The sequence below is a fragment of the Streptomyces sp. TLI_146 genome (assembly GCF_002846415.1).
Taxonomy (GTDB): Bacteria; Actinomycetota; Actinomycetes; order Streptomycetales; family Streptomycetaceae; genus Streptomyces.
In genome coordinates this window covers 8,067,573-8,089,508 of sequence record NZ_PJMX01000001.1, presented here as the reverse complement: position 1 = coordinate 8,089,508, position 21,936 = coordinate 8,067,573, and the positions used below count along the sequence as shown (strand labels likewise).

22 protein-coding genes and 1 pseudogene are annotated in these 21,936 nt (G+C 71.5%); 9 read left to right on the top strand and 14 right to left on the bottom strand.

Annotated elements, in window-relative coordinates; genetic code table 11:
• Positions 1–212 precede the first annotated feature (212 nt).
• The gene (locus BX283_RS36040) at positions 213–1,079 is read right to left on the bottom strand and encodes an AraC family transcriptional regulator (RefSeq protein ID WP_101391588.1); all 867 of its coding nucleotides are present in this window, start codon (positions 1,077–1,079) and stop codon (positions 213–215) included.
• A 185-nt stretch (positions 1,080–1,264) separates the two neighbouring features.
• Positions 1,265–1,696: a GNAT family N-acetyltransferase gene (locus tag BX283_RS36035; protein ID WP_101391587.1), complete on the bottom strand. Its 432-nt coding sequence runs from the start codon at positions 1,694–1,696 to the stop codon at positions 1,265–1,267.
• A 154-nt stretch (positions 1,697–1,850) separates the two neighbouring features.
• Here BX283_RS36035 and BX283_RS36030 point away from each other — a divergent pair, with 154 nt between their 5' ends.
• Positions 1,851–2,114 carry a GlsB/YeaQ/YmgE family stress response membrane protein gene (locus BX283_RS36030; protein ID WP_101391586.1) on the top strand — a complete coding sequence of 88 codons (264 nt, stop codon included), beginning with the start codon at positions 1,851–1,853 and terminating at the stop codon, positions 2,112–2,114.
• A gap of 171 nt (positions 2,115–2,285) precedes the next feature.
• Here BX283_RS36030 and BX283_RS36025 read toward each other — a convergent pair whose 3' ends face one another.
• From BX283_RS36025 to BX283_RS41875, 5 genes and pseudogenes are all read right to left on the bottom strand, one after another.
• Positions 2,286–2,930, bottom strand: a complete 645-nt coding sequence (locus tag BX283_RS36025; RefSeq protein ID WP_101391585.1) for a LysE family translocator — start codon at positions 2,928–2,930, stop codon at positions 2,286–2,288.
• 342 nt (positions 2,931–3,272) lie between these two features.
• Entirely contained in the window at positions 3,273–4,418 is a 1,146-nt protein-coding gene (locus BX283_RS36020; protein ID WP_101391584.1) for an RNA polymerase sigma factor, read from the bottom strand.
• Between the two features lies 1 nt (position 4,419).
• The gene (locus BX283_RS36015) at positions 4,420–4,833 is read right to left on the bottom strand and encodes a YciI family protein (protein WP_101391583.1); all 414 of its coding nucleotides are present in this window, start codon (positions 4,831–4,833) and stop codon (positions 4,420–4,422) included.
• A 247-nt stretch (positions 4,834–5,080) separates the two neighbouring features.
• Positions 5,081–7,137: pseudogene (locus BX283_RS36010) on the bottom strand (hypothetical protein).
• Entirely contained in the window at positions 7,025–7,693 is a 669-nt protein-coding gene (locus tag BX283_RS41875) for a response regulator transcription factor (RefSeq protein WP_257584449.1), read from the bottom strand. The pseudogene BX283_RS36010 and the gene BX283_RS41875 overlap by 113 nt, the downstream one beginning before the upstream one ends.
• Positions 7,694–7,895: 202 nt before the next feature.
• On the opposite strand from BX283_RS41875, the gene proP reads away from it, so the two are divergent.
• On the top strand, positions 7,896–9,413 hold the full coding sequence (proP, locus tag BX283_RS36000) for a glycine betaine/L-proline transporter ProP (protein WP_218976548.1): 1,518 nt from the start codon (positions 7,896–7,898) through the stop codon (positions 9,411–9,413).
• Positions 9,414–9,462: 49 nt separating this feature from the next.
• The gene (locus BX283_RS35995; RefSeq protein ID WP_101391581.1) at positions 9,463–9,828 is read left to right on the top strand and encodes a DUF4440 domain-containing protein; all 366 of its coding nucleotides are present in this window, start codon (positions 9,463–9,465) and stop codon (positions 9,826–9,828) included.
• Positions 9,829–9,953: 125 nt separating this feature from the next.
• On the opposite strand, the gene BX283_RS35990 is transcribed toward BX283_RS35995, so the two are convergent.
• Positions 9,954–10,595 carry an endonuclease gene (locus BX283_RS35990; RefSeq protein WP_101391580.1) on the bottom strand — a complete coding sequence of 214 codons (642 nt, stop codon included), beginning with the start codon at positions 10,593–10,595 and terminating at the stop codon, positions 9,954–9,956.
• Positions 10,596–10,688: 93 nt separating this feature from the next.
• Positions 10,689–11,159 carry a universal stress protein gene (locus BX283_RS35985; RefSeq protein ID WP_101391579.1) on the bottom strand — a complete coding sequence of 157 codons (471 nt, stop codon included), beginning with the start codon at positions 11,157–11,159 and terminating at the stop codon, positions 10,689–10,691.
• 262 nt (positions 11,160–11,421) lie between these two features.
• On the opposite strand from BX283_RS35985, the gene BX283_RS35980 reads away from it, so the two are divergent.
• The gene (locus BX283_RS35980; protein ID WP_101392793.1) at positions 11,422–12,216 is read left to right on the top strand and encodes a VOC family protein; all 795 of its coding nucleotides are present in this window, start codon (positions 11,422–11,424) and stop codon (positions 12,214–12,216) included.
• A 103-nt stretch (positions 12,217–12,319) separates the two neighbouring features.
• Here the strand turns inward: BX283_RS35980 and BX283_RS35975 are convergent, their stop codons facing one another.
• On the bottom strand, positions 12,320–13,027 hold the full coding sequence (locus BX283_RS35975; RefSeq protein ID WP_101391578.1) for a M24 family metallopeptidase: 708 nt from the start codon (positions 13,025–13,027) through the stop codon (positions 12,320–12,322).
• 322 nt (positions 13,028–13,349) lie between these two features.
• Here BX283_RS35975 and BX283_RS35970 point away from each other — a divergent pair, with 322 nt between their 5' ends.
• The gene (locus BX283_RS35970; RefSeq protein WP_101391577.1) at positions 13,350–14,198 is read left to right on the top strand and encodes an aldo/keto reductase; all 849 of its coding nucleotides are present in this window, start codon (positions 13,350–13,352) and stop codon (positions 14,196–14,198) included.
• 55 nt (positions 14,199–14,253) lie between these two features.
• Positions 14,254–14,841 (top strand): RNA 2',3'-cyclic phosphodiesterase, encoded by a 588-nt coding sequence (gene thpR, locus BX283_RS35965; protein WP_101391576.1) that lies wholly within the window; start codon positions 14,254–14,256, stop codon positions 14,839–14,841.
• 61 nt (positions 14,842–14,902) lie between these two features.
• Here thpR and BX283_RS35960 read toward each other — a convergent pair whose 3' ends face one another.
• On the bottom strand, positions 14,903–16,315 hold the full coding sequence (locus BX283_RS35960) for an aminopeptidase P family protein (RefSeq protein WP_101392792.1): 1,413 nt from the start codon (positions 16,313–16,315) through the stop codon (positions 14,903–14,905).
• A 168-nt stretch (positions 16,316–16,483) separates the two neighbouring features.
• On the opposite strand from BX283_RS35960, the gene BX283_RS35955 reads away from it, so the two are divergent.
• The gene (locus tag BX283_RS35955) at positions 16,484–17,467 is read left to right on the top strand and encodes a response regulator transcription factor (RefSeq protein WP_180357356.1); all 984 of its coding nucleotides are present in this window, start codon (positions 16,484–16,486) and stop codon (positions 17,465–17,467) included.
• Here the strand turns inward: BX283_RS35955 and BX283_RS35950 are convergent.
• The gene (locus tag BX283_RS35950) at positions 17,361–18,431 is read right to left on the bottom strand and encodes a helix-turn-helix domain-containing protein (protein WP_101392791.1); all 1,071 of its coding nucleotides are present in this window, start codon (positions 18,429–18,431) and stop codon (positions 17,361–17,363) included. The genes BX283_RS35955 and BX283_RS35950 overlap by 107 nt on opposite strands.
• A 121-nt stretch (positions 18,432–18,552) precedes the next feature.
• On the opposite strand from BX283_RS35950, the gene BX283_RS35945 reads away from it, so the two are divergent.
• The gene (locus tag BX283_RS35945) at positions 18,553–19,584 is read left to right on the top strand and encodes a trans-acting enoyl reductase family protein (protein ID WP_101391574.1); all 1,032 of its coding nucleotides are present in this window, start codon (positions 18,553–18,555) and stop codon (positions 19,582–19,584) included.
• A 31-nt stretch (positions 19,585–19,615) separates the two neighbouring features.
• On the opposite strand, the gene BX283_RS35940 is transcribed toward BX283_RS35945, so the two are convergent.
• Positions 19,616–20,260 carry a TetR/AcrR family transcriptional regulator gene (locus tag BX283_RS35940; RefSeq protein ID WP_101391573.1) on the bottom strand — a complete coding sequence of 215 codons (645 nt, stop codon included), beginning with the start codon at positions 20,258–20,260 and terminating at the stop codon, positions 19,616–19,618.
• 142 nt (positions 20,261–20,402) lie between these two features.
• Between BX283_RS35940 and BX283_RS35935 the strand changes: the two genes are divergently transcribed.
• Complete coding sequence (locus tag BX283_RS35935) at positions 20,403–21,434, top strand: medium chain dehydrogenase/reductase family protein (protein ID WP_101391572.1); 1,032 nt, start codon at positions 20,403–20,405, stop codon at positions 21,432–21,434.
• Between the two features lie 53 nt (positions 21,435–21,487).
• On the opposite strand, the gene BX283_RS35930 is transcribed toward BX283_RS35935, so the two are convergent.
• Positions 21,488–21,805 (bottom strand): hypothetical protein, encoded by a 318-nt coding sequence (locus BX283_RS35930; protein WP_101391571.1) that lies wholly within the window; start codon positions 21,803–21,805, stop codon positions 21,488–21,490.
• Positions 21,806–21,936: the final 131 nt, after the last annotated feature.

Here is a 21,936-nt window from a genome sequence, read left to right as displayed (position 1 = left end):
CCTCCCCGGTCGGCCGCTGCCAACCCGGCCAGTCTCAGCCGCGTTCCCCCCTACGGACCATCAGCGCAGTGGTAAACCACCTGCCTGATGGAATGTGGAGGCCGTGGGCTGACTTGCCGTACGGGGGCAGGCGTACGGGGGTACGCATACGCGGACAGGCGTACACCGGCAGGCAACGGTGCGCGGCGACCCGGGCCGCCGCGCACCCACGCTCACAACGCGGTCCGCTCCACCGGGATCCACAACGCCGCGTCCGCCTGTGTCGCGTCCTGCGACAGACGGGTCCGCAGGATCTCGGGCCCCGGCCTGCTCCGGTACGGGTTGGACGGGAACCACTGGGTGAACACGTCCCGCCACATGTACTGGAGCGCCTGCGGGAACGGCCCGGAACTCTCGAACACGGCCCACGCCCCGGCCGGGACGGTGAGTGCGTCCATGTCCTCGGGCACGGCGGCGCCGGTCACCACGCCGTGGTAGTAGTCGAGTTCGGTCCCCTCGGCACGGCTTTCGTCCAGGTTCACGCTCACCGAGACGATCCCGTCGGGCTCCTGGTCGGACAGGCTCTGGATGCGCTCCATCGTCTCCTTGCCGATGCCCCGGATGAAGTCGGCGATGGCCGGGTTCACCCCCTCGTGCACGAGGGGCACGCGCGCCTTCCTGCCGACCACACGGAACTCCTCCTTCTCCACGACCCTGTACCGCATGCTGCTGCTCCCTTCGACGACGAGGCGGAAGGACATCCGGGGCTGGGAGTGGAGCGTCGCACCGATACGCCTGGCCTCTCCCGGGCCGACGCCGTGCATCGCACGGAACGCGCGCGCGAACGCCTCCCCCGAGGTGTAGCCGTAACGCACCGCGATCTCCAGCAGCGTCCGCTCACCGGCCAGCACCTCGGAACCCGCGACCGTCAGCCGCCTGCGCCGGATGTATTCCGACAGCGGGATTCCCGCCAACGCGGAGAACAGCCGCCGCAAGTGGTACTCCGACGTGACCGCGATCCGCGCCAGGTCGGCCACCTCGATCCGCTGGTCGAGATGGTCCTCGATGTGCTCCATGGCCTGGTTCAGCCGCTCCAGCACCCGGGCCTCCTTCCCTTTCGATCACTCACGTTAGGAAGGACCCACCTTGCCTCACCCGACATCCTGTGCCCGGTTCGGTCGGGTACGGCTGAAGAGGGGCATCCGGTGAAGAAGGGGTAGGGCGGACGCGGTCGGCCGGAGCGGTCTGCCCGCGCCCGCGTGAGACACCCCGACGACGACGCCCTTCAATTCGCCTTCATCGAACGGTACATACCGATCGAGTCGTGCTCGGCGGTATCGGCGAAGCCGAACTGCTCGTACAGGAAGCGGGCGGGGCCGTCCGCGATCAGTGAGACATAGGCGGTGGCGGGTGCGCGGCGTTCCAGTTCCCCGGTGAGCGCGGTCATGATGCGCTTGCCCAACCCCCGCCCCTGGTGGGCCGGGTGCACACACATGTCGACCACCTGGAACGCGGTACCGCCGTCACCGATGATCCGCCCCATGCCGATGGGCTCGCCCTCGTAGTAAAGGACCACGCCGTACCAGGTGTTGGGCAGAGCGAGAGCGACCGCCTCGGGGGCCTTGTCGGAGAGTCCCGCGTCGAGGCGCAGGCGGCGGAAGACCTCCACGGAAGGTACTCCCACCCGGAGTTGGTAAGGGTCATTCATATCTGCCATACGTTACACACTAGAGGGTGCGCGAGGGCCGCTCCAGCCCGGCGCAGGGCGCGCCGGGCCCGGCCACTGCGCCGGGCGTGCGCTCAGAGGAAGCGTGAGCAGGCCGTCTCGGGGCACACCTTGAACGAGAAGGTCAGGCTGCAAGGAGGCCATCGTGGAGATTTCTGGGCTCGTCAGCGCGATCGTGATCGGCATCGTCATCGGTGTGCTGGGGCGGCTCGTCGTCCCTGGGCGCCAGCACATCGGATTTCTGTGGACCATCCTGGTCGGCATAGTCGCGGCCCTGGTGGGGACGGCGATCGCGGCCGGTTTCGGCGTCGCCGACACCAAGGGTGTCGACTGGATCGAACTCGCCCTGCAAATCGCGCTGGCCGCCGTGGGCGTGGGCGCGTTGGACCGTTTCAAGGCGCGCCGCTGACCAGAGGTCGGTGAGGGCGAGTCAGCAACGTTTTCCGTCCCGTCTACCGGCCGGAGTGTGTCCGTCTCCCACTGACACCTGCCCGGCCGGTATACGCGTGCGTCGGCCCCGGCCGGACCGAGCGGCGGCAGCGACACCACCCTCTCCGGGTAACAAAGCGCACTCCCGAAGCTAGTCGGCGCGGCCCGTCGCCGCCACGGTCACACCCAGGCCGATCATCGCGATCCCGCCCGCTCCGCCGACCATCGACAGACGGCGGTCCGAGCGGGCGAACCAGGAACGGGCCGCCGAGGCGCCCAGGCCCCAGAGGGTGTCGGTGATCATGCCGATGGCGACCGGGACCAGCCCCAGCACCATCATCTGAAGGGGGACGCGGCCCGCCGAGTGGTCCACGAACTGCGGCAGCACCGCCGCGAAGAAGACGACACCCTTCGGGTTGGTGACGCCCACGAAAATACCGTCCAGGACGGTGCGCAGATCGCCGCGCCGCTCACCCGCCGGGGCCGCCATGCTCGCCGCACGCATCTCCTTGCGGTGCCGGAACGCCTGCACACCGAGGTGGACGAGATACACCGCCCCGGCCAGCTTCACACCCACGAACACCGTCGCCGAGCTCTCCACCAACGCGCCGAGCCCCCATGCCACCGCGAGCACCAGGAGGTACGAGCCGAGCAGGTTGCCCAGGACCGTCGCGAGCGCCACGCGGCGGCCGTGCGCGAGGGCCCTGCCGATCACGAACAGCACGCTCGGCCCCGGAATCACGATCACCAAGAGCGACATCGCCGCGAACGCGAGAATGCTCTCCGTGGACACCATGTATCCGCCACCTCCTGCGATTGTCTGCCGGAGATCATAGAAACAGACGCCGGACCCTCGTCTCTAGACACATCCGCCCACCGAAATCACCGGACACGGACAGGCACGGTCTTTTCACGCGGTGACTCCCGGGGGGGGGTGCGCCGCAGCTGTCGTCGGTGCGGAAATCAGCGGCACTCGGTCAGGTGAGCCGTTGGCTTCCGCCTGACCGCAGTGCGCTGCGCAACACAACCGCGAAGGGTGCCGTGCATGGAGATCGAGGGCGACTTGGGCCGTGCCGTGGCTCGGTGGACGAAGACCGTAGCCGATCGCGGTGACGGCCAGGGCCGGCACCGGGTTCCATCAGCGGCCCCGACGGGCGTTCAGCCGGGCCGCCTGGCGTGTCAGATGGTCGCGTTCCGGGAGGTTGGGGGCCTTCTGGGCCGCTTCGGCGTACAGACGTGCAGCAGTTGCCAGGTCGCCGTCGCGCTCGTGGAGGTAGGCGGCCACCGCGGTGTGGCGGGGCAGGGAGTCGTCCAGGGCCGCGAGCGCCGCCAGGCCGGCGCGCGGGCCGTCGGCCTCGCCGACGGCCACCGCGCGGTTGAGCCGGACGACCGGGCTGTCGGTCAGGCGGGCGAGCTCGTCGTACCACTCGACGATCTGGACCCAGTCGGTCTCCTCTGCGGTGGGCGCGTCGGCGTGGAGGGCAGCGATGGCGGCCTGGGCCTGGAACTCGCCGAGGCGGTCGCGGGCGAGGGCCGCCTGCAGGATCGCGACGCCCTCGGCGATCGACTTGGTGTCCCAGCGGCCGCGGTCCTGCTCGGCGAGCGGCACCAGGCTGCCGTCGGGTGCGGTGCGGGCGGCGCGCCGGGCGTGGTGGAGCAGCATGAGGGCGAGCAGCCCCGCCACCTCGGGGTGGTCGATCGCCGCCGCGAGCTGCCGGGTGAGCCGGATGGCCTCGGCGGCGAGGTCGACGTCGCCGGAGTAGCCCTCGTTGAAGACGAGGTAGAGCACGCGCAGCACGGTGGCGACGTCACCGGGCTGGTCGAACCGCACGCCGGATACCGTGCGCTTGGCCCGGCTGATCCGCTGCGCCATCGTCGCCTCGGGCACCAGGTAGGCCTGGGCGATCTGACGGGTGGTCAGCCCGCCCACGGCGCGCAGGGTGAGCGCGACCGCGGACGACGGCGTCAGCGACGGGTGGGCGCACAGGAAGTAGAGCTGGAGCGTGTCGTCCACCGCGGGCGCGGGCCCCGGCGCCAATTCCTCCTCGACGAGGTCCTCGCGCCGGCGGCGGGCGGTGTCCGCCCGGGTCGCGTCGAGGAACCGGCGCCAGGCCACGGTGACCAGCCAGCCCTTCGCATCCCGCGGAGGGTCGGCCGGCCACACGCGGACCGCCTCGACCAGCGCGTCCTGTACCGCGTCCTCGGCCGCCGCGAAGTCGGCTCCGCGGCGGACGAGGATCCCGAGCACGCTCGGTGTGAGGCTCCGCAGCAGAACCTCGTCCACCTCATTGGCACTCCGTGACGGTGGGCTGCGCGGCCAGGAACGGGCGCACCTCCAGCCACTCGTGGATCGGCTTCCCACCCGCGCCGGGGGCCGCCGACAGTTCCCCGGCCAGCTCGACGGCGCGCTCGTAGCTGTCGACGTCGATCACCATCCACCCGGCGATGAGGTCCTTGGTCTCGGCGAACGGGCCGTCGGTGACGGGCGGGCGTCCCTCGCCGTCGTACCGGACCCACGCCCCTTCGGGCGCGAGCGCCTGACCGTCGACGTACTCGCCGGTCCCCTCCAGCCGGGCCGCGAAGTCCCGCATGTACTGCATGTGGGCCGAGATCTCCTCCGGCGTCCACTGGTCCATGGGCACGTCGTTGATCGGCGCCGGAGCGCCGCGGTAGTGCTTGAGCAGCAGGTACTTGGCCATGATGACTCTCCTCCGTACTGGTGCGACCCATTGTGGTCGCGTTCACTACGGGGACGGAGCCGGCCACGGGTTCTCGACATCGCCGCCGGATTTTCTTGGCTCATTTTTTCAGGCCTCGGACATGACGACGCCGGGGTGCCCGATCGGGCACCCCGGCGCGGAGTCGAAGGCGAGGAAAGCGAAGGGACTAGTTCAGTGAGGTGGAGAAGGAAGTCCGTTCATGGCCTCGCCCGGCCAACAGTAGCAGTCAGGCGGGGATCAGGTCGCGCAGGTTTTCCGGTGTGAGGATGCGGGAGCCGGGATGCAGTCCCTCCGGGCGTTCCAGGCCGATGTACGTGACGGGGCCGTCCGGGACCGACACACCGTCCCACAGCGTGGTGGGCGTCGCCCCGTCGGCCATCAGGTCGGTGAGGTAGCGGACCGTGAGGTGCTCGCGCTCGACGATGCCCCGCAGCAGGGTGGCGACCGACACCCGGTTGCCCTCGACCCGGTTGGAGTTCGGGGTGCCCGTCAGATACAGGTGCAGCCACTTGGCGTGCCAGCGGCCGTCGTCGCCGCGTACGAACGCCAGCGGCAGCGCGACGCGGCCCGTGCCGCGCAGCTCCGACTTCATACGGACCGTGCGCGCTTCGAAGGGACGGCCCTGCTGCTCGGCCTCGCGCAGCATGAAGCCGAAGAACGACTCCTCCACCTCCTCGAAACCCTCCCCGAGAAGATGTTGACCTGCGGGACGATGAAGGCGCCGCGCACGGCGCCGAGGCGCAGGTTGATGAACTCCGAGGCACCGTCGGGCGCGTCGGTGATGTCGCCGGAGTGCTCGCCCTCCAGCTCGGTGAGCGCGGTGTACGACAGCCAGGACACGGTCTCGTACGAGGCGTCCAGCATCAGCGCCGACAGGTCGAAGTCGGTGCTGCGGCTCGTCTGCTTCCAGTGGACGAAGAACCGCAGCAGCTCGCCGTCGACCGGGGAGATCGAGCCGCGCGGCAGCACCCCGAGGCCCGCCGCCGTCGCCTTGCCGCTGAGCGGGAGCGCGACGTCGAGGACGTCGGGGTCGACCAGCAGGTGGCCGGGGTCGGGCAGACGCAGCCGCATCTCGGCGTCCAGGGCGGCGATCAGACGCTCGCACTCGGCCGCGGGCACGGGCGGGCGGTTGTCGTCGCTCACCCAGGCACGGCCGCGGCTGTTGACGAAGACACGGCGTGCGCCGCTCTCACGCGCGCGGTTGTGCAGATGCTCGCGCACCGACAGCAGGACCCGGCCGGACACCTGCGGGACGACCCGCTCGGCGGCGGCCACCACCACGGCGCGCTCGTCCTGGGTGTCGCACACGCGCAGCAGGTGGTCCAGCGAGCGGAACAGCTTGCCCGGAGCGGCCTCCAGCAGCCGCGCCGCACCCGTGACATCGCGCGCGCCGAGCAGCTCCGCCGCGCGGCTGTCGAAGGACCGGGCCTCCTTCTCACCGCGGGCGACGGCGAACACGTCGGCGGCGTGCGGCCAGCGCGCCGCGTACTCATGCGCGTGCAGCCGCTCCCCCAGGCGTTTGAACGCCTCGCGGTGCGCCCCCACATCGGCGAGCTTGGCCGGGGACGCCGCCACGACCGCGTCGAGCCCGGCGAGCATGGCACGCCGCACCGGGCGGGACGGCGAGCGGAACCGGGTCGGCTCCACGAGGGTCACGTCGCCGTCCGACAGCGCGCAGGCCAGCCGCAGCACATCGGTGACCGTGTCCAGCAGCAGACCCGCACCGGCTTCGAGTCGGGCGCGGTTGACGACGGCCCGGTTCTCCCGGACCGGGATCTCCTCGGGCTGCGGCCCGTCCACGCAGTGCCCGGCGAGCGCGGACAGGTCGAGCAGCGCCTCGTCGCCCAGCGGCGTGGTGCTCCCGGCCAGGGCCAGGTACAGGGCGGTGACCTCGTCGTCCGGGGTGCCGCCCAGGTGGAGAACGGTCAGGCGGTCACCCGCCGCGGCGATCAACTCGTCGTGCGCGGCGAGCATCTGGGTGTACGTGTGCTGGTAGGTGCCGTAGGACGGGAGAGTCAGCAGGTCGAGCACGCCCGTGCTCAGCTGGGTGAGGGTGCTTTCGCGCGAGGCGTCGTCGGCGAGCGCCTCGGTGACGCACCGCGCCCAGAAGTCGAACGTGTCCGGCACGTTGGCCGGGAAGTCGATGAAGTAGGCGTTGTGCTGGACGTGGTCACCGACCATCGCCCGGACCGTGTCCAGCGTCCGTACGGCGGTGTCGACGACCGTGCCCTCGTCCAGCGCCGACAGGTGACCCAGCAGGTCCGCCGACAGCTTGAAACCCACCGACATCAGCGCGGCGTCGAACTGCCGCGCCGCGACACCGCCTTGCCCTGCGGTTCCGCAGGGGGCGGGAAGGCGGTGGGTGTGCCGGATGACCAGGGGTTCGAAACGGTGGACCATCCGGGAATGATCCCAGAGCCGTACGAACCGACGCACTCGGGTTTTCGAACGCCGCGTGCCGCAGCGACCTCGTCAGCGTCAGCGCCGCCGGAAAGAGGATCGCCTCCCCGGCCGCGACCACCCGTACCGCCTGCGCGATCTGCCGGACCGGATGCCGCTTGAGCACGAACCCACTGGCCCCCGCGCTGAGTGCGGCGGTGACGTAGTCGTCGTTCTCGAACGTGGTGATCACCACGACCTTCGGCGGTGGCGCCGACCCGGCCAGCAGGTGGCGGGTGGCCTTGATGCCGTTGCGACACGGCATCCGTACGTCCATCGACACCAAGTCCGGCCGCAGCCTCAGCGCCTGATCGACCGCCTCGACACCGTCGGCGGCCTCCCCGACCACCGCGATCCCCGGCTGTGCCGCGAGCAGTGCGCGCAGACTGCTGCGGGGCACCTCGTCGTCGTCCGCGATCACGGACGCCCGCGCGACACACCGACGTCACCCATAGGGACCCGCCGACATGCCTGCCTGCGGTGCGGGATCGAGAATGGGAGGCCATCGGCGTCGCGGCGCACCCCGGCAGAGAGGCCCTCCCATGCCTGGACCTGCTCGTCGTCCGGTCGGGCCACGCCGTGGGCACGCGCGGACCGACCGGATGCTCCGTACCCTGCTACGCCGCCGCAAGCGGGCGCTGAGCAGCGCGGACGTGACGGTCGCCGATCAGCCCCAGGTGCGCCGCGCGGTGACGGCGGCCGCGCTCGGCAACACCATGGAGTGGTTCGACTTCGGTGTCTACGCCTATCTGGCCGGGACCATGGGCAAGGTCTTCTTCCCGTCGAGCTCGCCGGGCGTCCAGGTCGTCTCCACCTTCGCCACCTTCGCCGCGGCGTTCCTGGTCCGGCCGCTCGGCGGGCTGGTGTTCGGCCCGCTCGGCGACCGGATCGGCCGGCAGAAGGTGCTCGCCGCGACGATGATCATGATGGCGGCGAGCACCTTCGCGGTCGGGTTCCTCCCCACGTACGCGGCGGTCGGTTTCGCCGCCCCGCTGCTTCTCCTCGTCTGCCGACTCGTCCAGGGCTTCTCGACCGGCGGTGAGTACGCGGGAGCCACCACGTATATCGCCGAGTACGCGCCCGACCGGCGCCGCGGATTCCTCGGCAGCTGGCTCGACTTCGGCACGTTCGTCGGGTACGCCCTGGGGTCCGGCCTGGTCACGATCCTCACAGTCACGCTCGGCGCGCAGGGGCTGGAGGACTGGGGGTGGCGCATCCCCTTCTTCGTCGCCGGGCCGCTCGGCCTGATCGGCCTGTACATGCGGCTGAAACTGGAGGAGACCCCGGCCTTCAAGAAGGAAGCCGCCTACGCGGCGGCGGAGGGCCGGGGCGACGCCCACGCGACCGAGGAAGCCCCTCCGACGGCCAGGGGAACCCTCAAGGAGATCTTCACCAAGCACTGGCACGCGGTGCTCATCTGCATGGGCCTCGTCCTGCTGTACAACGTCACCAACTACATGGTGACGTCCTACCTTCCGACATACATGACCGTCACCCTCGGCGAGAACGACACCACGGCGCAGTTGCTGGTGCTCGCCACCATGCTGCTCGTGGTCCTCACCATCACGACCGTGGGCCACACGTCGGACCGGTGGGGCCGCAGGCCGGTCTTCCTGGCGGGCAGTGTCGCTCTCATCGCTCTCGCCCTGCCCTCGTTCCTGCTGATCCGGGAGGGCGGCATCCTGCTTCCGGCGGTGGGCTGCGCGGTCCTGGGCCTGCTCCTGGTGTGTTTCGCGGGCACGGCCGCCTCCACCCTGCCCGCGCTGTTCCCCACCCGGTTGCGTTACGGCGCGCTGTCCATCGCCTTCAACATCTCGGTCTCGCTGTTCGGCGGTACGACGCCGCTGTTCACCTCGGCGCTGGTGGAAGTGACGGGGAACGACCTGGTCCCGGCGTACTACCTGATGGTGGCCGGGGTCATCGGTCTCGTATCCACGCTCTTCCTGCACGAGACGGCGGGCAAGCCGTTGCGCGGGTCCGGGCCGATGGTCGAGACGCACGGCGAGGCGGAACGCCTCGTCGCCCACAGCCGGGCGGCGGCCGGGCGACAGGCGCGGGACATCTGGATCCGGCTGCGCCACCCGTGGGCCCACCACCCTCCGGGGGACCGCCGCGACTGACCACCCGGCGCCGCGACGCCTTCGGGTGGCGTGTTCGTAGGATTTCCGCATGACGGATGAGAGCGAGCGGGCCGTGCGGGCGGCGACAGAAGGGGAGCTGCGGCTTCTCGATCCCGAGGTGCGTGCGTCCCCGGACCGTGTCCTGGAGCTTCTCGATCCGCAGTTCACCGAGGTCGGGGCATCCGGGCGCCGGTGGGACGCGGCGTCGATCCTCGCGGCGACCGGTGACGGCACGGTGTCCCCGGAGTCTCCCGTCAACGTCACCGAGATGTCCGGCGTCGTCCTTGCCCCCGGCATCGTGCACCTGACGTACCTCTCCGAACACCAAGGCAGCCGGGCGTGGCGGAGCTCCTTGTGGCGCCTGACGGAAACGGGTTGGCGCATGTACTTCCACCAGGGCACCCCGACGGGCTGAGCCTGCGAAACGGGCACACCTCCTCCGCGAGCGGCCGGACCGCAACACCTGCTCCCACGCCCCGCAACCCTCGCAGACGAGCGGAGCAGTGACACGGTCACGGCATCGCCCTCGGAAACCCGGCCTCAGTCCGTCGCACGCAGGGCATCGGCGGCCCCGCTGGCGAGTTCTACGCGTACCAGGGCGGCCGCCAGCTTCGGCAGGTCCTCGGCCGGGACGAGACGCGCCAGGCCCTCGGGGGTCTTCGGGAGTCCGAGCTCACCCGCGGCGTGGCGGGCCCGGCTGTCGAACGCGGGACGCAGCTCGGGCCATACCCCCTGCGCCTCCCGGCAGTAGATGCCGGCTCCCACCGGCCCGATCCGCGGCACCTCCTGCAACAGCTCACCCACCCGGCCCGGGTCGCCGTCGGCCGCCTCACGCAGCCGCCGCAGGTCCCCGCGATACCGGTCGAGAACGAGCTCGGCTCCGGCTCCCAGCGCGGTGGCCGTGCTCTCGTCGTAGCGGCGGTAGTGCGCGCGGCCGAGCGCGTCCACCCGGGCCTGCCACGAGGCATCGGCCATGGCCCGGGGCGTACGCATCCCGGCGGCGAACAGCTCGCGGGCCGCGGCCACCGCGATGTCGGCCTTGATGCGGACCGAGAACAGTACGCAGAGCGTCAGCAGCTGGTACAGCGGCGCCGGTGTGTTCCGCAGCCGGATGCCCGCCTCCTCGGCATGGGTCGTCCCGTACTCGTCCAACAGGTCCGCCACCGTGACTCGCCGTGCCATGGCGCTCCTCGGGCCGCAGTCGAAACGGACAGGTGTGGGGGCGGGCCGCAACCGCGCGACGGCCACACCCACTGACAGGGCGCGCCCACAGCCTCACGCCTCGTGAGCGCTCCCGGCCTCGTCCAGAGCGCCCTCGCGAATGATGACCACCGGGCACGAGGCGTGCTGGGCGCACTGCAGGCTGACCGAGCCGAGCAGCAGACGGGCGAACCCTCCCCTGCCACGGTTGCCCACCACCAGCAGCTCCGCGCCGACCGAAGCGCCGGTCAGTACCTCTGCCGCGTTGCCGCGCACGACGTGGCTGGTCAGCGGCACGTCCACGGCCTGGCCGAGGACGGTGCGAAGCTCATCGGCGAGATCCTTCTTCGCCTGCTCCTCGTCGAGGTCCGCGTCCACCGCCGGAGCCGACCACCCCGCCGCCCCGGGCACGTCGTACGCCGCCACCGCCTCCACTGTCGCCCGAATGAGGCGGGCGTGCCGCACCGCCCACCGCAGCGCCTCGTACGAGGCCTCGGAGCCGTCGACACCCACCACGACCCGGCGATCGCCACTGCTGGTATCCATGGCGCTTTCCTTTCGCGCGACTCCCCCACCTCCAGGGTGTTACACACGCGGCTCCGCGGCCAGCGGCGGGGGACGTGAGCCGTTCCGCGTCGGGGCAGGCTGGTCCAGAGGCGTCTGACACCCGCACCACACCCCGCACGTACGACCGTGACCGGCACCGCGCGCCACCTTCACCCGTTCGGCGCGGTTCCGGCTGGACGGGGCAGGGGAAGGACAGCCCGTCCTTCCCCCACGGTATCCACCGGAGGCATCCATGCCCGACATGAACGGTCCGTACAAACCCGGCACCCCCTGCTGGGTCGACCTGATGGTCCCCGACCAGCAGGCCGCCCTCGACTTCTACTGCGGCCTGTTCGGCTGGCAGGGGGAGATCGGGCCGCCGGAGACCGGCGGCTACTCGGTCTGCCACCTCAAGGGCAAGCCCGTCGCCGGGATCATGAAGGCGATGAACCCGGACGGCACGGTCCCTGACCCGATGCCGCCGACCGTGTGGACCACCTACTTGTCCACCGACAACGTCGACGGCACCCTCAAGGCCGTCACCGACGCGGGCGGCAGCGTCATGATGGGCCCGGTCGACGTCATGGAACTGGGCCGGATGGCGGTCGTCACCGACCCGACCGGCGCGGTCGTCGGCCTCTGGCAGCCCGGCACCTTCGACGGCGCGGGCATCGTCAACGAGCACGGCGCCGTCACCTGGAACGAGCTCGCCACCAACGACACCGCGGCGGCGGCCGAGTTCTACTCCCGCGTCCTACCCCTCACCACTGGCCCCGCCGACCTCCCCGGCGCCGAGGGCTACACCACCATCCGGGTCGACGGCCGCGAGGTCGGCGGGATGATGGGCCTCGACCAGCACCCGCCCGGCACCCCGCCGCACTGGCTCACGTACTTCCGCACCGAGGACGTGGACGCGATCGCGGCAGCGGCCGGGAAGGCCGGGGGCAAGGTCGTCGCCCCGCCGTTCGACATGCCGGCGGGCCGGATGTCCGTCCTGGCCGACCCCCAGGGCGGCGTCTTCGCGGTCATCAAGCCCATGGCACCGGACCAGACCTGACGCACGGCAACGGCGCTCCGGCACCGTTGCCCCACTAGCGGACCCGCTCCGGCGCACTGGAGCGGGTCGGCTCGTCGCGCCGCTGATCGCCCGACGGCAGCCGTTACGCCAGGTCGAGCAACTGCTCGTAGAAACCGCCGAATCCGCGTCGCTCGTCGACGAAGTGGAGCTCCAGGATCCAGTGGCAGACGCGGCCCGCGCGGTCGGTGCGGCGCAGCGGGTTGTGGTTGTCGGGGGTGATGTAGGACTCGGTCTTCGCCCCGTCGTTCGTCTCGTGCGGGAACTCCCCCACGAGGTGGCCCGCGTGCCAGATGCCGAGCGTCCAGCCCGCCTCGGCGGCCAGGCGCTCGACCTCGGCGTGCAGCTGCTTGCCCGTGATGTCGGGGTCCGCGGCGAACGCGGCGCGCCCGGCGTCGAAGACGCGCGGCAGGTCCGCGAGGAGCCGGTGCTTGTCCGGGTCGTCGCCGAAGACGTAGGTGCGGCCGAAGTCCGCCTCGTACTCCTCGAAGATCGGGCCGAAGTCGGCGAAGGCGACGTCGTCCTCGCCGATGATCCGGTCCGGCGGGTTCTCCCGGTACGGGAGCAGCGAGTTGGGGCCGGAGCGGACGATCCGCTTGTGCCAGTGCTTGGTGGTGCCGAACATGTCGTTCGCCAGGTCCCGGATGCGGTCGCTCGCCTCCCGCTCCCCGACGCCGGGCGCGACCAGTCCGCGCGCCTCCACCTCGGCGAACAGGGCGATCGCCTTCTCCTGCGCCGCGACCAGCCCCGCCACGCGCCGGGCTTCCTCCGCCCCTGCTGATGCCTCTGTCACGCCGACTCCCCCATCTTTCCCTTGAGTTGCAGCCCGCACGAGGCGGGCGGATGACGCATCTGCCACCCTAACCCCACCCTTCTCGTGTACATCTGCGGAGTGTGCGGCCAATGGGCTGCGCCCGTGGGGGTGGGACGACTTGGGACAGCCTTGGCTCCGCTGCGAAGGGCAAGCCGGGCGCCCGCATGGAGCACCGGCCGAGAGGAGACGCCACCCGGTGGGTACCACTGCCTCAGTCGGCGGCGAGCCTGGTCGCCGAGTCGCCGGACCGTCGTCGCACCGAACCCACCACCCCTGACGCCTTCCGACCGTAAGGACCACTATGCAGACCGTCACCCTGAACAACGGCGTCGAGATGCCGATCCTCGGCTTCGGCGTCTACCAGATCCCGGCCGAGCAGACCGAGCAGGCCGTCAGCGACGCCCTCGCCGCCGGGTACCGCTCCCTCGACACCGCCGCCGCCTACCGCAACGAGGAGGCCGTCGGCCGGGCGATCAAGAGCAGCGGCATCCCGCGTGAGGACCTGTTCGTCACGACCAAGGTGTGGGTCTCCGACGCCGGCGAGGACAAGGCCAGGCGCGCCTTCGACACCTCGCTGCGCAAGCTCGGTCTGGACCACCTCGACCTGTATCTGATCCACCAGCCGTACGGCGACGTGTACGGCTCCTGGCGGGCCATGGAGAGCCTGCACCGCGAGGGGCTCATCCGGGCCATCGGCGTCTCCAACTTCTATCCCGACCGGCTCGTGGACCTCATCGACCACAACGAGATCGCACCGGCGGTCAACCAGGTCGAGACCCACCCCTTCCACCAGCGGACCGCCGATCAGGACCTCATGCGCGAGCGCGGGGTCCAGATCGAGTCGTGGGGGCCCTTCGCGGAGGGGCGCAACAACCTGTTCACCCATCCGGTACTCGTCCGGATCGCCACCGCGCACGGCAAGTCCGTGGCGCAGGTGGTGCTGCGCTGGCTCATCCAGCGGAACGTCGTGGTGATCCCCAAGTCGGTCCGCGCCGAGCGCATGGCCGAAAACCTCGACGTCTTCGGCTTCGAGCTCACCGACGACGAGATGACGGCCATCGCCGCCCTGGACACCGGAGCGTCGCTCTTCTTCGACCACCGCGACCCGGTGATGGTCAGCCGACTGGGCAACAGCGTCCTGGACGACTGACGGGAAGGGGGAGCCCGCTCTCCGTTCCCGCGGTCGATGGTGTACGAAGGCAGGCGTGAAGGAACAGATCCAGCCCTCGACCGTCCGCGTGTTCATAGCGCTCGCCCCGCCCGACGAGGCGAAGGAAGAGCTGGCGCGGGCGCTGCGGCCCGCCTACTCCGCGTACCCGCGGCTGCGGTGGAACCGCATCGAGGACTGGCACATCACCCTGGCGTTCCTCGGTGAGCTCCCGGTGGCGGCCGTGCCGCTCCTCCAGGCGCCGCTCGCCGACCTCGCGGCGGCGAACGAGCCGCTGCGGCTGGCGCTGCGCGGGGGCGGGCACTTCGACGAGCGGGTGCTGTGGAGCGGGGTCGAGGGGAACCTCGAAGGGCTGCATCTGCTCACCAAGGAGGTACGTGACGTGATCAGGGCGTGCGGTATCGCCTTCGAGGACCGGCCCCTGCGGCCCCATCTGACGCTGGCCCGGTCCCGGCGCGACGACTCCTCCAGCGTGGTGGAGGCCGCCACCGGACTCGCCGCGTTCACCGGCCGCCCCTGGCAGGCCGAACGCCTGCACCTGGTCGCCAGCAACATCGGCCGTGGGCCCGGACCCATCCACTACCGCGACATCGAGGCCTGGCGCTTCGGCGCGGAGCCTTCCTGACGTACGCGCCGAGGCCGGCACCCCCCGGGTGCCGGCCCGTCGCCCCTCGTGCGCCGGAGGCTCAGCCCGCCAGGCGGGCCATCCACGCCTCGATCTCGTCGGCCGAGCGCGGCAGGCCCGCCGACAGGTTCTCGTGGCCGTCGGCCGTGACGACCAGGTCGTCCTCGATCCGGACGCCGATGCCGCGCCACTCCTCGGGCACGGTCAGGTCGTCCGGCTGGAAGTACAGGCCGGGCTCGACGGTGAGCACCATGCCCGCTTCGAGGACGCCGTCGACGTACTCCTCGTTGCGCGCCTGTGCGCAGTCGTGGACGTCGAGGCCGAGCATGTGGCCCGTGCCCGCCATGGTGAAGCGGCGCTGGAGGCCGAGCTCGTAGGCACGCTCCGCCGGGCCCTCGATGAAGCCCCACTCCACGAGGCGGGCCGCCAGGTGGCGCTGGGAGGCCTCGTGGAAGTCGCGGTACGCGGCGCCCGGCTTGACGGCGGCGATGCCCGCCTCCTGTGCCTCGTACACCGCGTCGTAGACCTTGCGCTGCAGCGGCGTGAAGGTGCCGCTGATGGGGAGCGTGCGGGTGACGTCGGCGGTGTAGAGGGTGTGCGTCTCCACGCCGGCGTCGAGCAGGAGGAGGTCCCCGGGGCGGACCGGGCCGTCGTTGTCCGTCCAGTGCATGATCGTGGCGTGCTCGCCCGCGGCGGCGATCGTGCCGTAGCCGACGGCGTTGCCCTCCAGGCGCGCGCGCCGGAAGAACGTTCCCTCGATCCACCGCTCGGACGAGGCGATCGCCCGGGAGAGCTCGCCGATCACGTCGGTGAAGCCGCGCACGGTGGAGTCCACGGCCTTGCGGAGCTCGCCTATCTCCCACTCGTCCTTGACCAGGCGGAGGTCGCTGAGCGCCTCTTCCAGTTCGGTGTCGCGCTCCTCCTCGGTGGCGACCGCGTATTCGAGCGACGGGTCGATGCCGCGGACGATCCGGGTCGGCGCGGCCGAGGAGGCGGCGAGGTCCTCGACCGCCGTGCGGACGTCGCGGCAGGGCAGTCCGAGCACGACCTCGGACTCGGCGAGGGAGCGGCGGCGGCCCATCCACAGTTCGGCCGTGGCGCCGGTCCAGAACTCGTTGTCGTCCCTGCTGTCGCGCGGCAGCTGGTAGCAGTAGGCGTCGTGGCCGCCGTCCGCCCGGGGTTCCAGGACGAGCGCGCCGTCCCGGACCTGGTCCCCGGTCATGTGGACGTAGCCCGAGTACGCCCGGAAGGGGTAACAGTCGTCGTTGGAGCGGGTCTTGAGGTTCCCGGAGGGGATCACCAGGCGTTCGCCCGGGAAGCGCGCGGAGAGCGCGGCGCGGCGGGCGGCGGCGTAGGGGGCCTGCTCGTCGGGCCGCAGGTCGTGCCGCTCGGTGTCCGCCCACCCCGTCCGCATCAGCGCGGACAGTTCCTCGGAGATCCCTGAGTAGAGACCGTTCTTCCGGCCTTTCGCCACGGCGTACACCTTCCTCTGGAGGGGGCATCTGGAGGGGACTTCCAGGTGGAACCGCTGGGTGCGTTTCCTCGGCGGACGCTACCCCGCACCACCCGCGCCCGGTGCCGAGAAGTGCCACTGGCACAGATCGGCCACGACGCCCGGCCGGGGCCGTCGATAATGCGGCACATGACGAACGCGAAACTCGGTGAGGCCCTGCGGCTTCTGGGCATCGATCACGCTGCGGGCCGGGTCTATCTGGCGCTGCTCGACCTGGCCCCCGCCCCCCTGAGCGCGATCGCGGCCGCGGCCGGTCTGGAGGGTGCGGAGCTCACCTCGGCGTACGGCGCGCTGGTCGACGCGGGTCTGGCCAGTGCCGCCGAGGAAGGCGGGGACGTGGTGGCCCCGGTTCCGCCTGCCGCCGGTCTGGAGATCCTGGCCCGGCACCGGGCGGCGGAGGTCGAGGAGTCGCGGATCGCGGTCGGGGGCGCGTTCGAGTCGTTCCGGCGGCAGCGGCTCGCCGCGTACAACGACAACCTCGTCGAGGTCGTCACCGGCGACGCGGTCGGCCCCCGGATCCGGCAGGCCTGGGCGAGCGCCCGTGAGCAGATCCGGCAGCTGGAGTCGCCTCCCTACCTGACCCTGCCGGGCGCCACGGACGACGCGCTGGCCACGCTCGCCCGTGGGGTGACGCAGCGCGTCGTGTACTCGCGGGAGTCGCTGGAGTACCCGGGCCATCTGCGGGAGGCGATCGAGCCGTGCGTCAACGCCGGTGAGCAGGCCAGGGTGCTGCCGTCGGTGCCGGTCAAACTCGTGATCATCGACGAGGCGTACGCGCTGGTGTCGTTGTCGATCAAGGAGGCCGACGTGCACAACACCATGCTGGTCGTGCAGCCCTGCGGTCTGCTCTCCGCGCTCATCGCGCTGTTCGAGCAGTCCTGGCAGAACGCCCTGCCGTTCCACGGCAGCACCGCCCGTCCCGGCGGCGTGCCGCCCGCCGACCGCCGTCTGCTGTGGCTGCTCGCGGGCGGTGCGAGCGACGACGTCATCGCCCGCGAGCTGGGACTCAGTCGGCGTACGCTGTTCCGCCGACTGCAGGTCCTGATGGCCCAACTGGGCGCGGCGAACCGCTTCCAGCTCGCCCTGCAGGCACAGCGACACGGTTGGCTGTGACGCCCGTGGCGGCTCGGTCGGGGCCGGAGCGCAGGCGGAACGTGCGGCGGTAGGCGTCGGGGGGCACGCCCACCGTGCGGTGGAAGTGCCGCCGCAGTGTGGTGGCGGTGCCCATGCCGGTCGCCGTCGCGATGGAGGTGACGCTGTCGTCGGTCTTCTCCAGCAGCTCCTGGGCGCGGCGGATCCGCTGGGTCAGCAGCCATCGCAGGGGTGTGGTGCCGGTCGCCGCGTGGAAGTGGCGGCTCAGGTTGCGCGAGCTCATCCGTGCGCGGCGCGCCAGGTCCTCGACCGTCAGCGGTTGGTCGAGCCGTTCCAGCACCCAGGGCAGCAGCGCCGTGAGCGGATGGTCGTCCCGGGCGGGCACCGCGGTGGTGACGAACTGGGCCTGGCCGCCGGACCGGTGGGGTGGCACGACCAGGCGGCGGGCGACGGCGTTGGCGACCGACGAGCCGTGGTCGAGGCGCACCAGATGCAGGCACAGGTCCAGCGCGGCGGCCTTGCCCGCCGAGGTGAGCACGCTGCCGTTGTCCACGTAGAGCACGTCCGGGTCGACCTCCGCACGGGGCCAGCGCGCGGCCAGGACGTCGGTGTGCGCCCAGTGCGTGGTGGCGCGCCGCCCGTCCAGGAGTCCGGCAGCGGCCAGTACGAACGCCCCCGTGCACAGCGACGCCACCCGCGCGCCCGCCTCGTGGGCCGCGTGCACCGCGTCGACCAGGTCGGCGGGCGGCTCCACGTCGGGGTCGACCCAGCCGGGGACGATCACGGTGTCGGCCTCGCTCAGCCGGTCGAGGCCGTGATCGGGCTCCAGCACGAACCGGCCCAGCCGCACGGGCCCGCCCCCGCAGACCTCAAGGTCGTACCAGGGAACGTCCACGCTGTCCGGTGCGGAGCCGAAGACCTCGTACGCCACGGAGAGTTCGAAGTGCAGCATCCCGTCGGTGACGGCCAGCGCGACAGTGGTCATGTCCGGAAGTGTACGGGTCATGTCGTTCCAGACACTCACTGCGGGACCTCCGCGCGCACCAGGATGGTCGCAGTCGATCGGCCCGGGACGCGGGACGCGGACACGAGGTGGGGAGAAACCAATGGTGGCGGGGCAGTTGGTGGTGGTGTACGGCGCGTACGGGCACACCGGCCGGTTCGTGGTGGCGGAGCTGAAGGAGCGCGGTTTCGTGCCGGTCCTGTCCGGCCGCGACGCCGACAAGCTCAAGGCGCTGGCGGTGGCGGCGGACGAGTCCGACGTGCGTCCGGCGCCGGTCGACGATCCTGCCGCGCTCGACCGCGCACTGGCGGGTGCGGCGGCCGTGATCAACTGCGCGGGGCCCTTCGCCACGACGGCCGCGCCGCTGGTCGAGGCGGCGCTGCGCGCCGGCATCCCGTACGTGGACGTGGGGGGCGAAGTCGAGGCCACCCTCGACACGTTCGCGCACTTCGCGGACCGCGCCCGCGCCGCCGGGGCGGTGGTCGTCCCGGCGATGGCCTTCTACGGCGGGCTCGGCGACCTGCTGGCCACCGCCGCGCTGGGCGACTGGGAGAAGGCCGACGAGGCGCACATCGCGTACGCGCTGGACAGCTGGCGCCCCACGCCCGCGACACGGGCGTCGGGCGCGGTCTCCCGGGCGCGGCGCGGCGGTCGGCGCCTCCGCTTCGCCCAGGGGCGGATGGAGTACCGCGACGACGGCGCGCCCACGCTCGACTGGGTCTTTCCCGACCCCGTGGGCGCCAGGACCGTCTACGGGGAGTTCCTGACGGCCGACGTCGTCACCGCTCCCACCCATCTGCCCGTCTCCGAGCTCGGCACGTATATGACGGTCGACGCGATCAAGGACGTGCTCGCCCCGGACGCCCCGGCGCCCACCGCCGTCGACGAGCGGGGCCGGTCCGCGCAGACCTTTCTCGTCGACGTCGTCGTGCGCTCCGGCGGCCGGGAGCGGCGCGCCGTGGCGAGGGGACAGGACATCTACGCCGTCAGCGCACCGCTCGCGGTCGAAGCGGTGCACCGGATCCTCACCGGGCGGACGAGGACGCTCGGTGTCGCCGCCGCCGGTGCGCTCTTCGATGCGGCCGATTTCCTGCGGGCACTCTCCCCGCACATCTCCGTCGAGCTGAGCGAGTGACCGGGCGGCTATCCGGGCGCCTGACGGACCATCACGGGGTCCCGAGCGCTCGCACTTCGGCGGTGTAGAGCTCCGCGGGGTCGAATCCCATCCCGGCGAAGTGGCCCGCGAGTTCGAGGGACAGGACGCCGTGGAGGCGGGTCCAGAAGAGGAGGGCGCGGCTGAGCGCCGGGGGCGGGGCCTGGTGTTCGCGCGCCCAGGACCGGTGCTCGGCCAGGTAGTCGTCGAGCGGGGCCGCCGGGGAAGCGTCCGGTCCGACGGCGGCGCAGGCATCGAGGAGGACGGCCATCATCTCGGAGGCGATCCTGGTGGTGTCCTCGGGGGCCTGGTATCCGGGCACGGGGGTGCCGTAGACGAGGAAGTACCGGTGGGGGTCGTCCAGGGCCCACTCGCGCAGGGCGTGCGCGAGTTCGGCGAGGTCGGCTCCGGCGCGGGCCTGGAAGGTGTCGGCGAGGCTGCGGTAGGCGTCCCGGACGAGCTCGGTGATCAGCTCGTCGCGGTTGGCGAAGTACCGGTAGAGCGCGGGCCCGCTCATGCCGATCTGCTTGGCGATGGCGTTGAGGGACAGGGCGGAGGCCCCGGCGTCGGCGATCTGCTCCCAGGCGTGCTTCTTGATCTCCTCCCGCACCTGGGCGCGGTAGCGCTCCCGTGGGGTCTTCGTGTCCGACTCGGCCATGCCCGCCTCCAGACTTCACGACTACAACATCAATCTCTAGTTAGAGGCTATCACTTTCCCTCTTGACTCTCACAGAAGCTGCCAGTTATAACTTCTAACGAATGCGACAGCTTCAACTGAGCAGCTACAGAGAGGGATCGCCATGACCAGCGCACGCCTGACCGAGGTCGTCCTGCCGGGCATCGTGGCTCCGGAGGGCCTTACGATCCGCCACGGAGCCGTACCGGAGCCCGGCCGGGGCCAGATCCTGATCGCCATGGAGGCGAGCGGGGTCTCCTTCGCCGAGCAGCAGATGCGCCGCGGGCGGTACTACGATCAGCCGCCCTTCCCGTTCGTGCCGGGCTACGACCTGGTGGGCCGCGTGCACAGCGCCGGAGAGGGCGTCGACCCCGGCCTGGTCGGACAGCGGGTGGCCGCGCTGGTGAAGGTGGGCGGCTGGGCGAGCCACGTGGTCGTCGACGCCGACGACGCCGTACCCGTTCCGGACGGCCTCACGGCGGCGGAGGCGGAGACCGTGGTGGTCAACGGCATCACGGCCTGGCAGATGCTGCACCGCCGGGCGCGGGTGCGCGCCCGGCAGACCGTCCTGGTGCACGGCGCGGGCGGCGGGGTGGGCTCGGTCCTGGTCCAGTTGGCGCGGGCGGCAGGGGTCGAGGTGATCGGCACGGCGTCGCCCCGGCACCACGACGCCCTGCGCGAACTCGGCGTGACCCCGGTCGACTACCGCGCGGGCAACGTGGCGGCCCGGGTCCGGGAGCTGGCACCCGGCGGGGTGGACGCGGTCTTCGACCACGTCGGCGGCCGCAGCGTGATCGACTCCTGGCACCTGCTCGCCCCCGGCGGCACCCTCGTCTCCTACGGCAGCGCCTCCACCCGCGACGACACCGGCTCCAAGCAGTGGCCCGTCCTGAAGATCCTCGCCCGCACCTCGCTCTGGAACGCCCTGCCCAACGGCCGCCGGGCGTACTTCTACAACATCTGGGCCGGCCGCGCCCTGGGCAAGGACCGCTTCCGCGCCCGCCTGCGGGCCGACCTCACCGAGGTGTTCGCCGCCGTCTCCCGGGGCGACGTGAGCGCCCGTATCTCCGCACAACTCCCGCTCGCCCAGGCCGCCGAGGCGCTGCGCCTGGCGGAGTCGGGCACCGCCACGGGCAAGGTGGTCCTGACGCCTTGACCCGCACGGTCGACTCCGGCGACCGGCACTCCCCCGGCCGGACGGCGCCGAGTTCAGAACTCGCGGTCGATCCCCGTGACCGCGGCGGGCCCCAAGGGGGCGTCCTCCTCGCCGAATCCGCTGTCGCGCAGGGCGGCGGAGACCAGCCGTACCGCGTTCGCCTCGGCCTCGCTGCGGCTGGCGGCCTCCACTTCGAGCCGGACGGAGAACATGTTGCCCTCCTGGACGGTCAATAGGCTCAGCTCCTCGCTCTCCCCGAAGTCGGTGTTCGCCGGGTCCTGCGGACGCAGCCTCCGCTCCACCGCGGAACGCTGGGCGTCGGTGATGCCGTGCACGAACGTGCCCGGCACGGTGATGACGTAGTCGGTCATGGACACTCCTGAAACGCGGGCCCCCACGGGTGTCAGGGGCATCCCCTTGGAATGCCCCGCGCAGGGGATACCAACCACCCCGCTCCCCCACTCGGGTGGCCACCTCACCGGCCTCGGACCGCTCCCGGGAC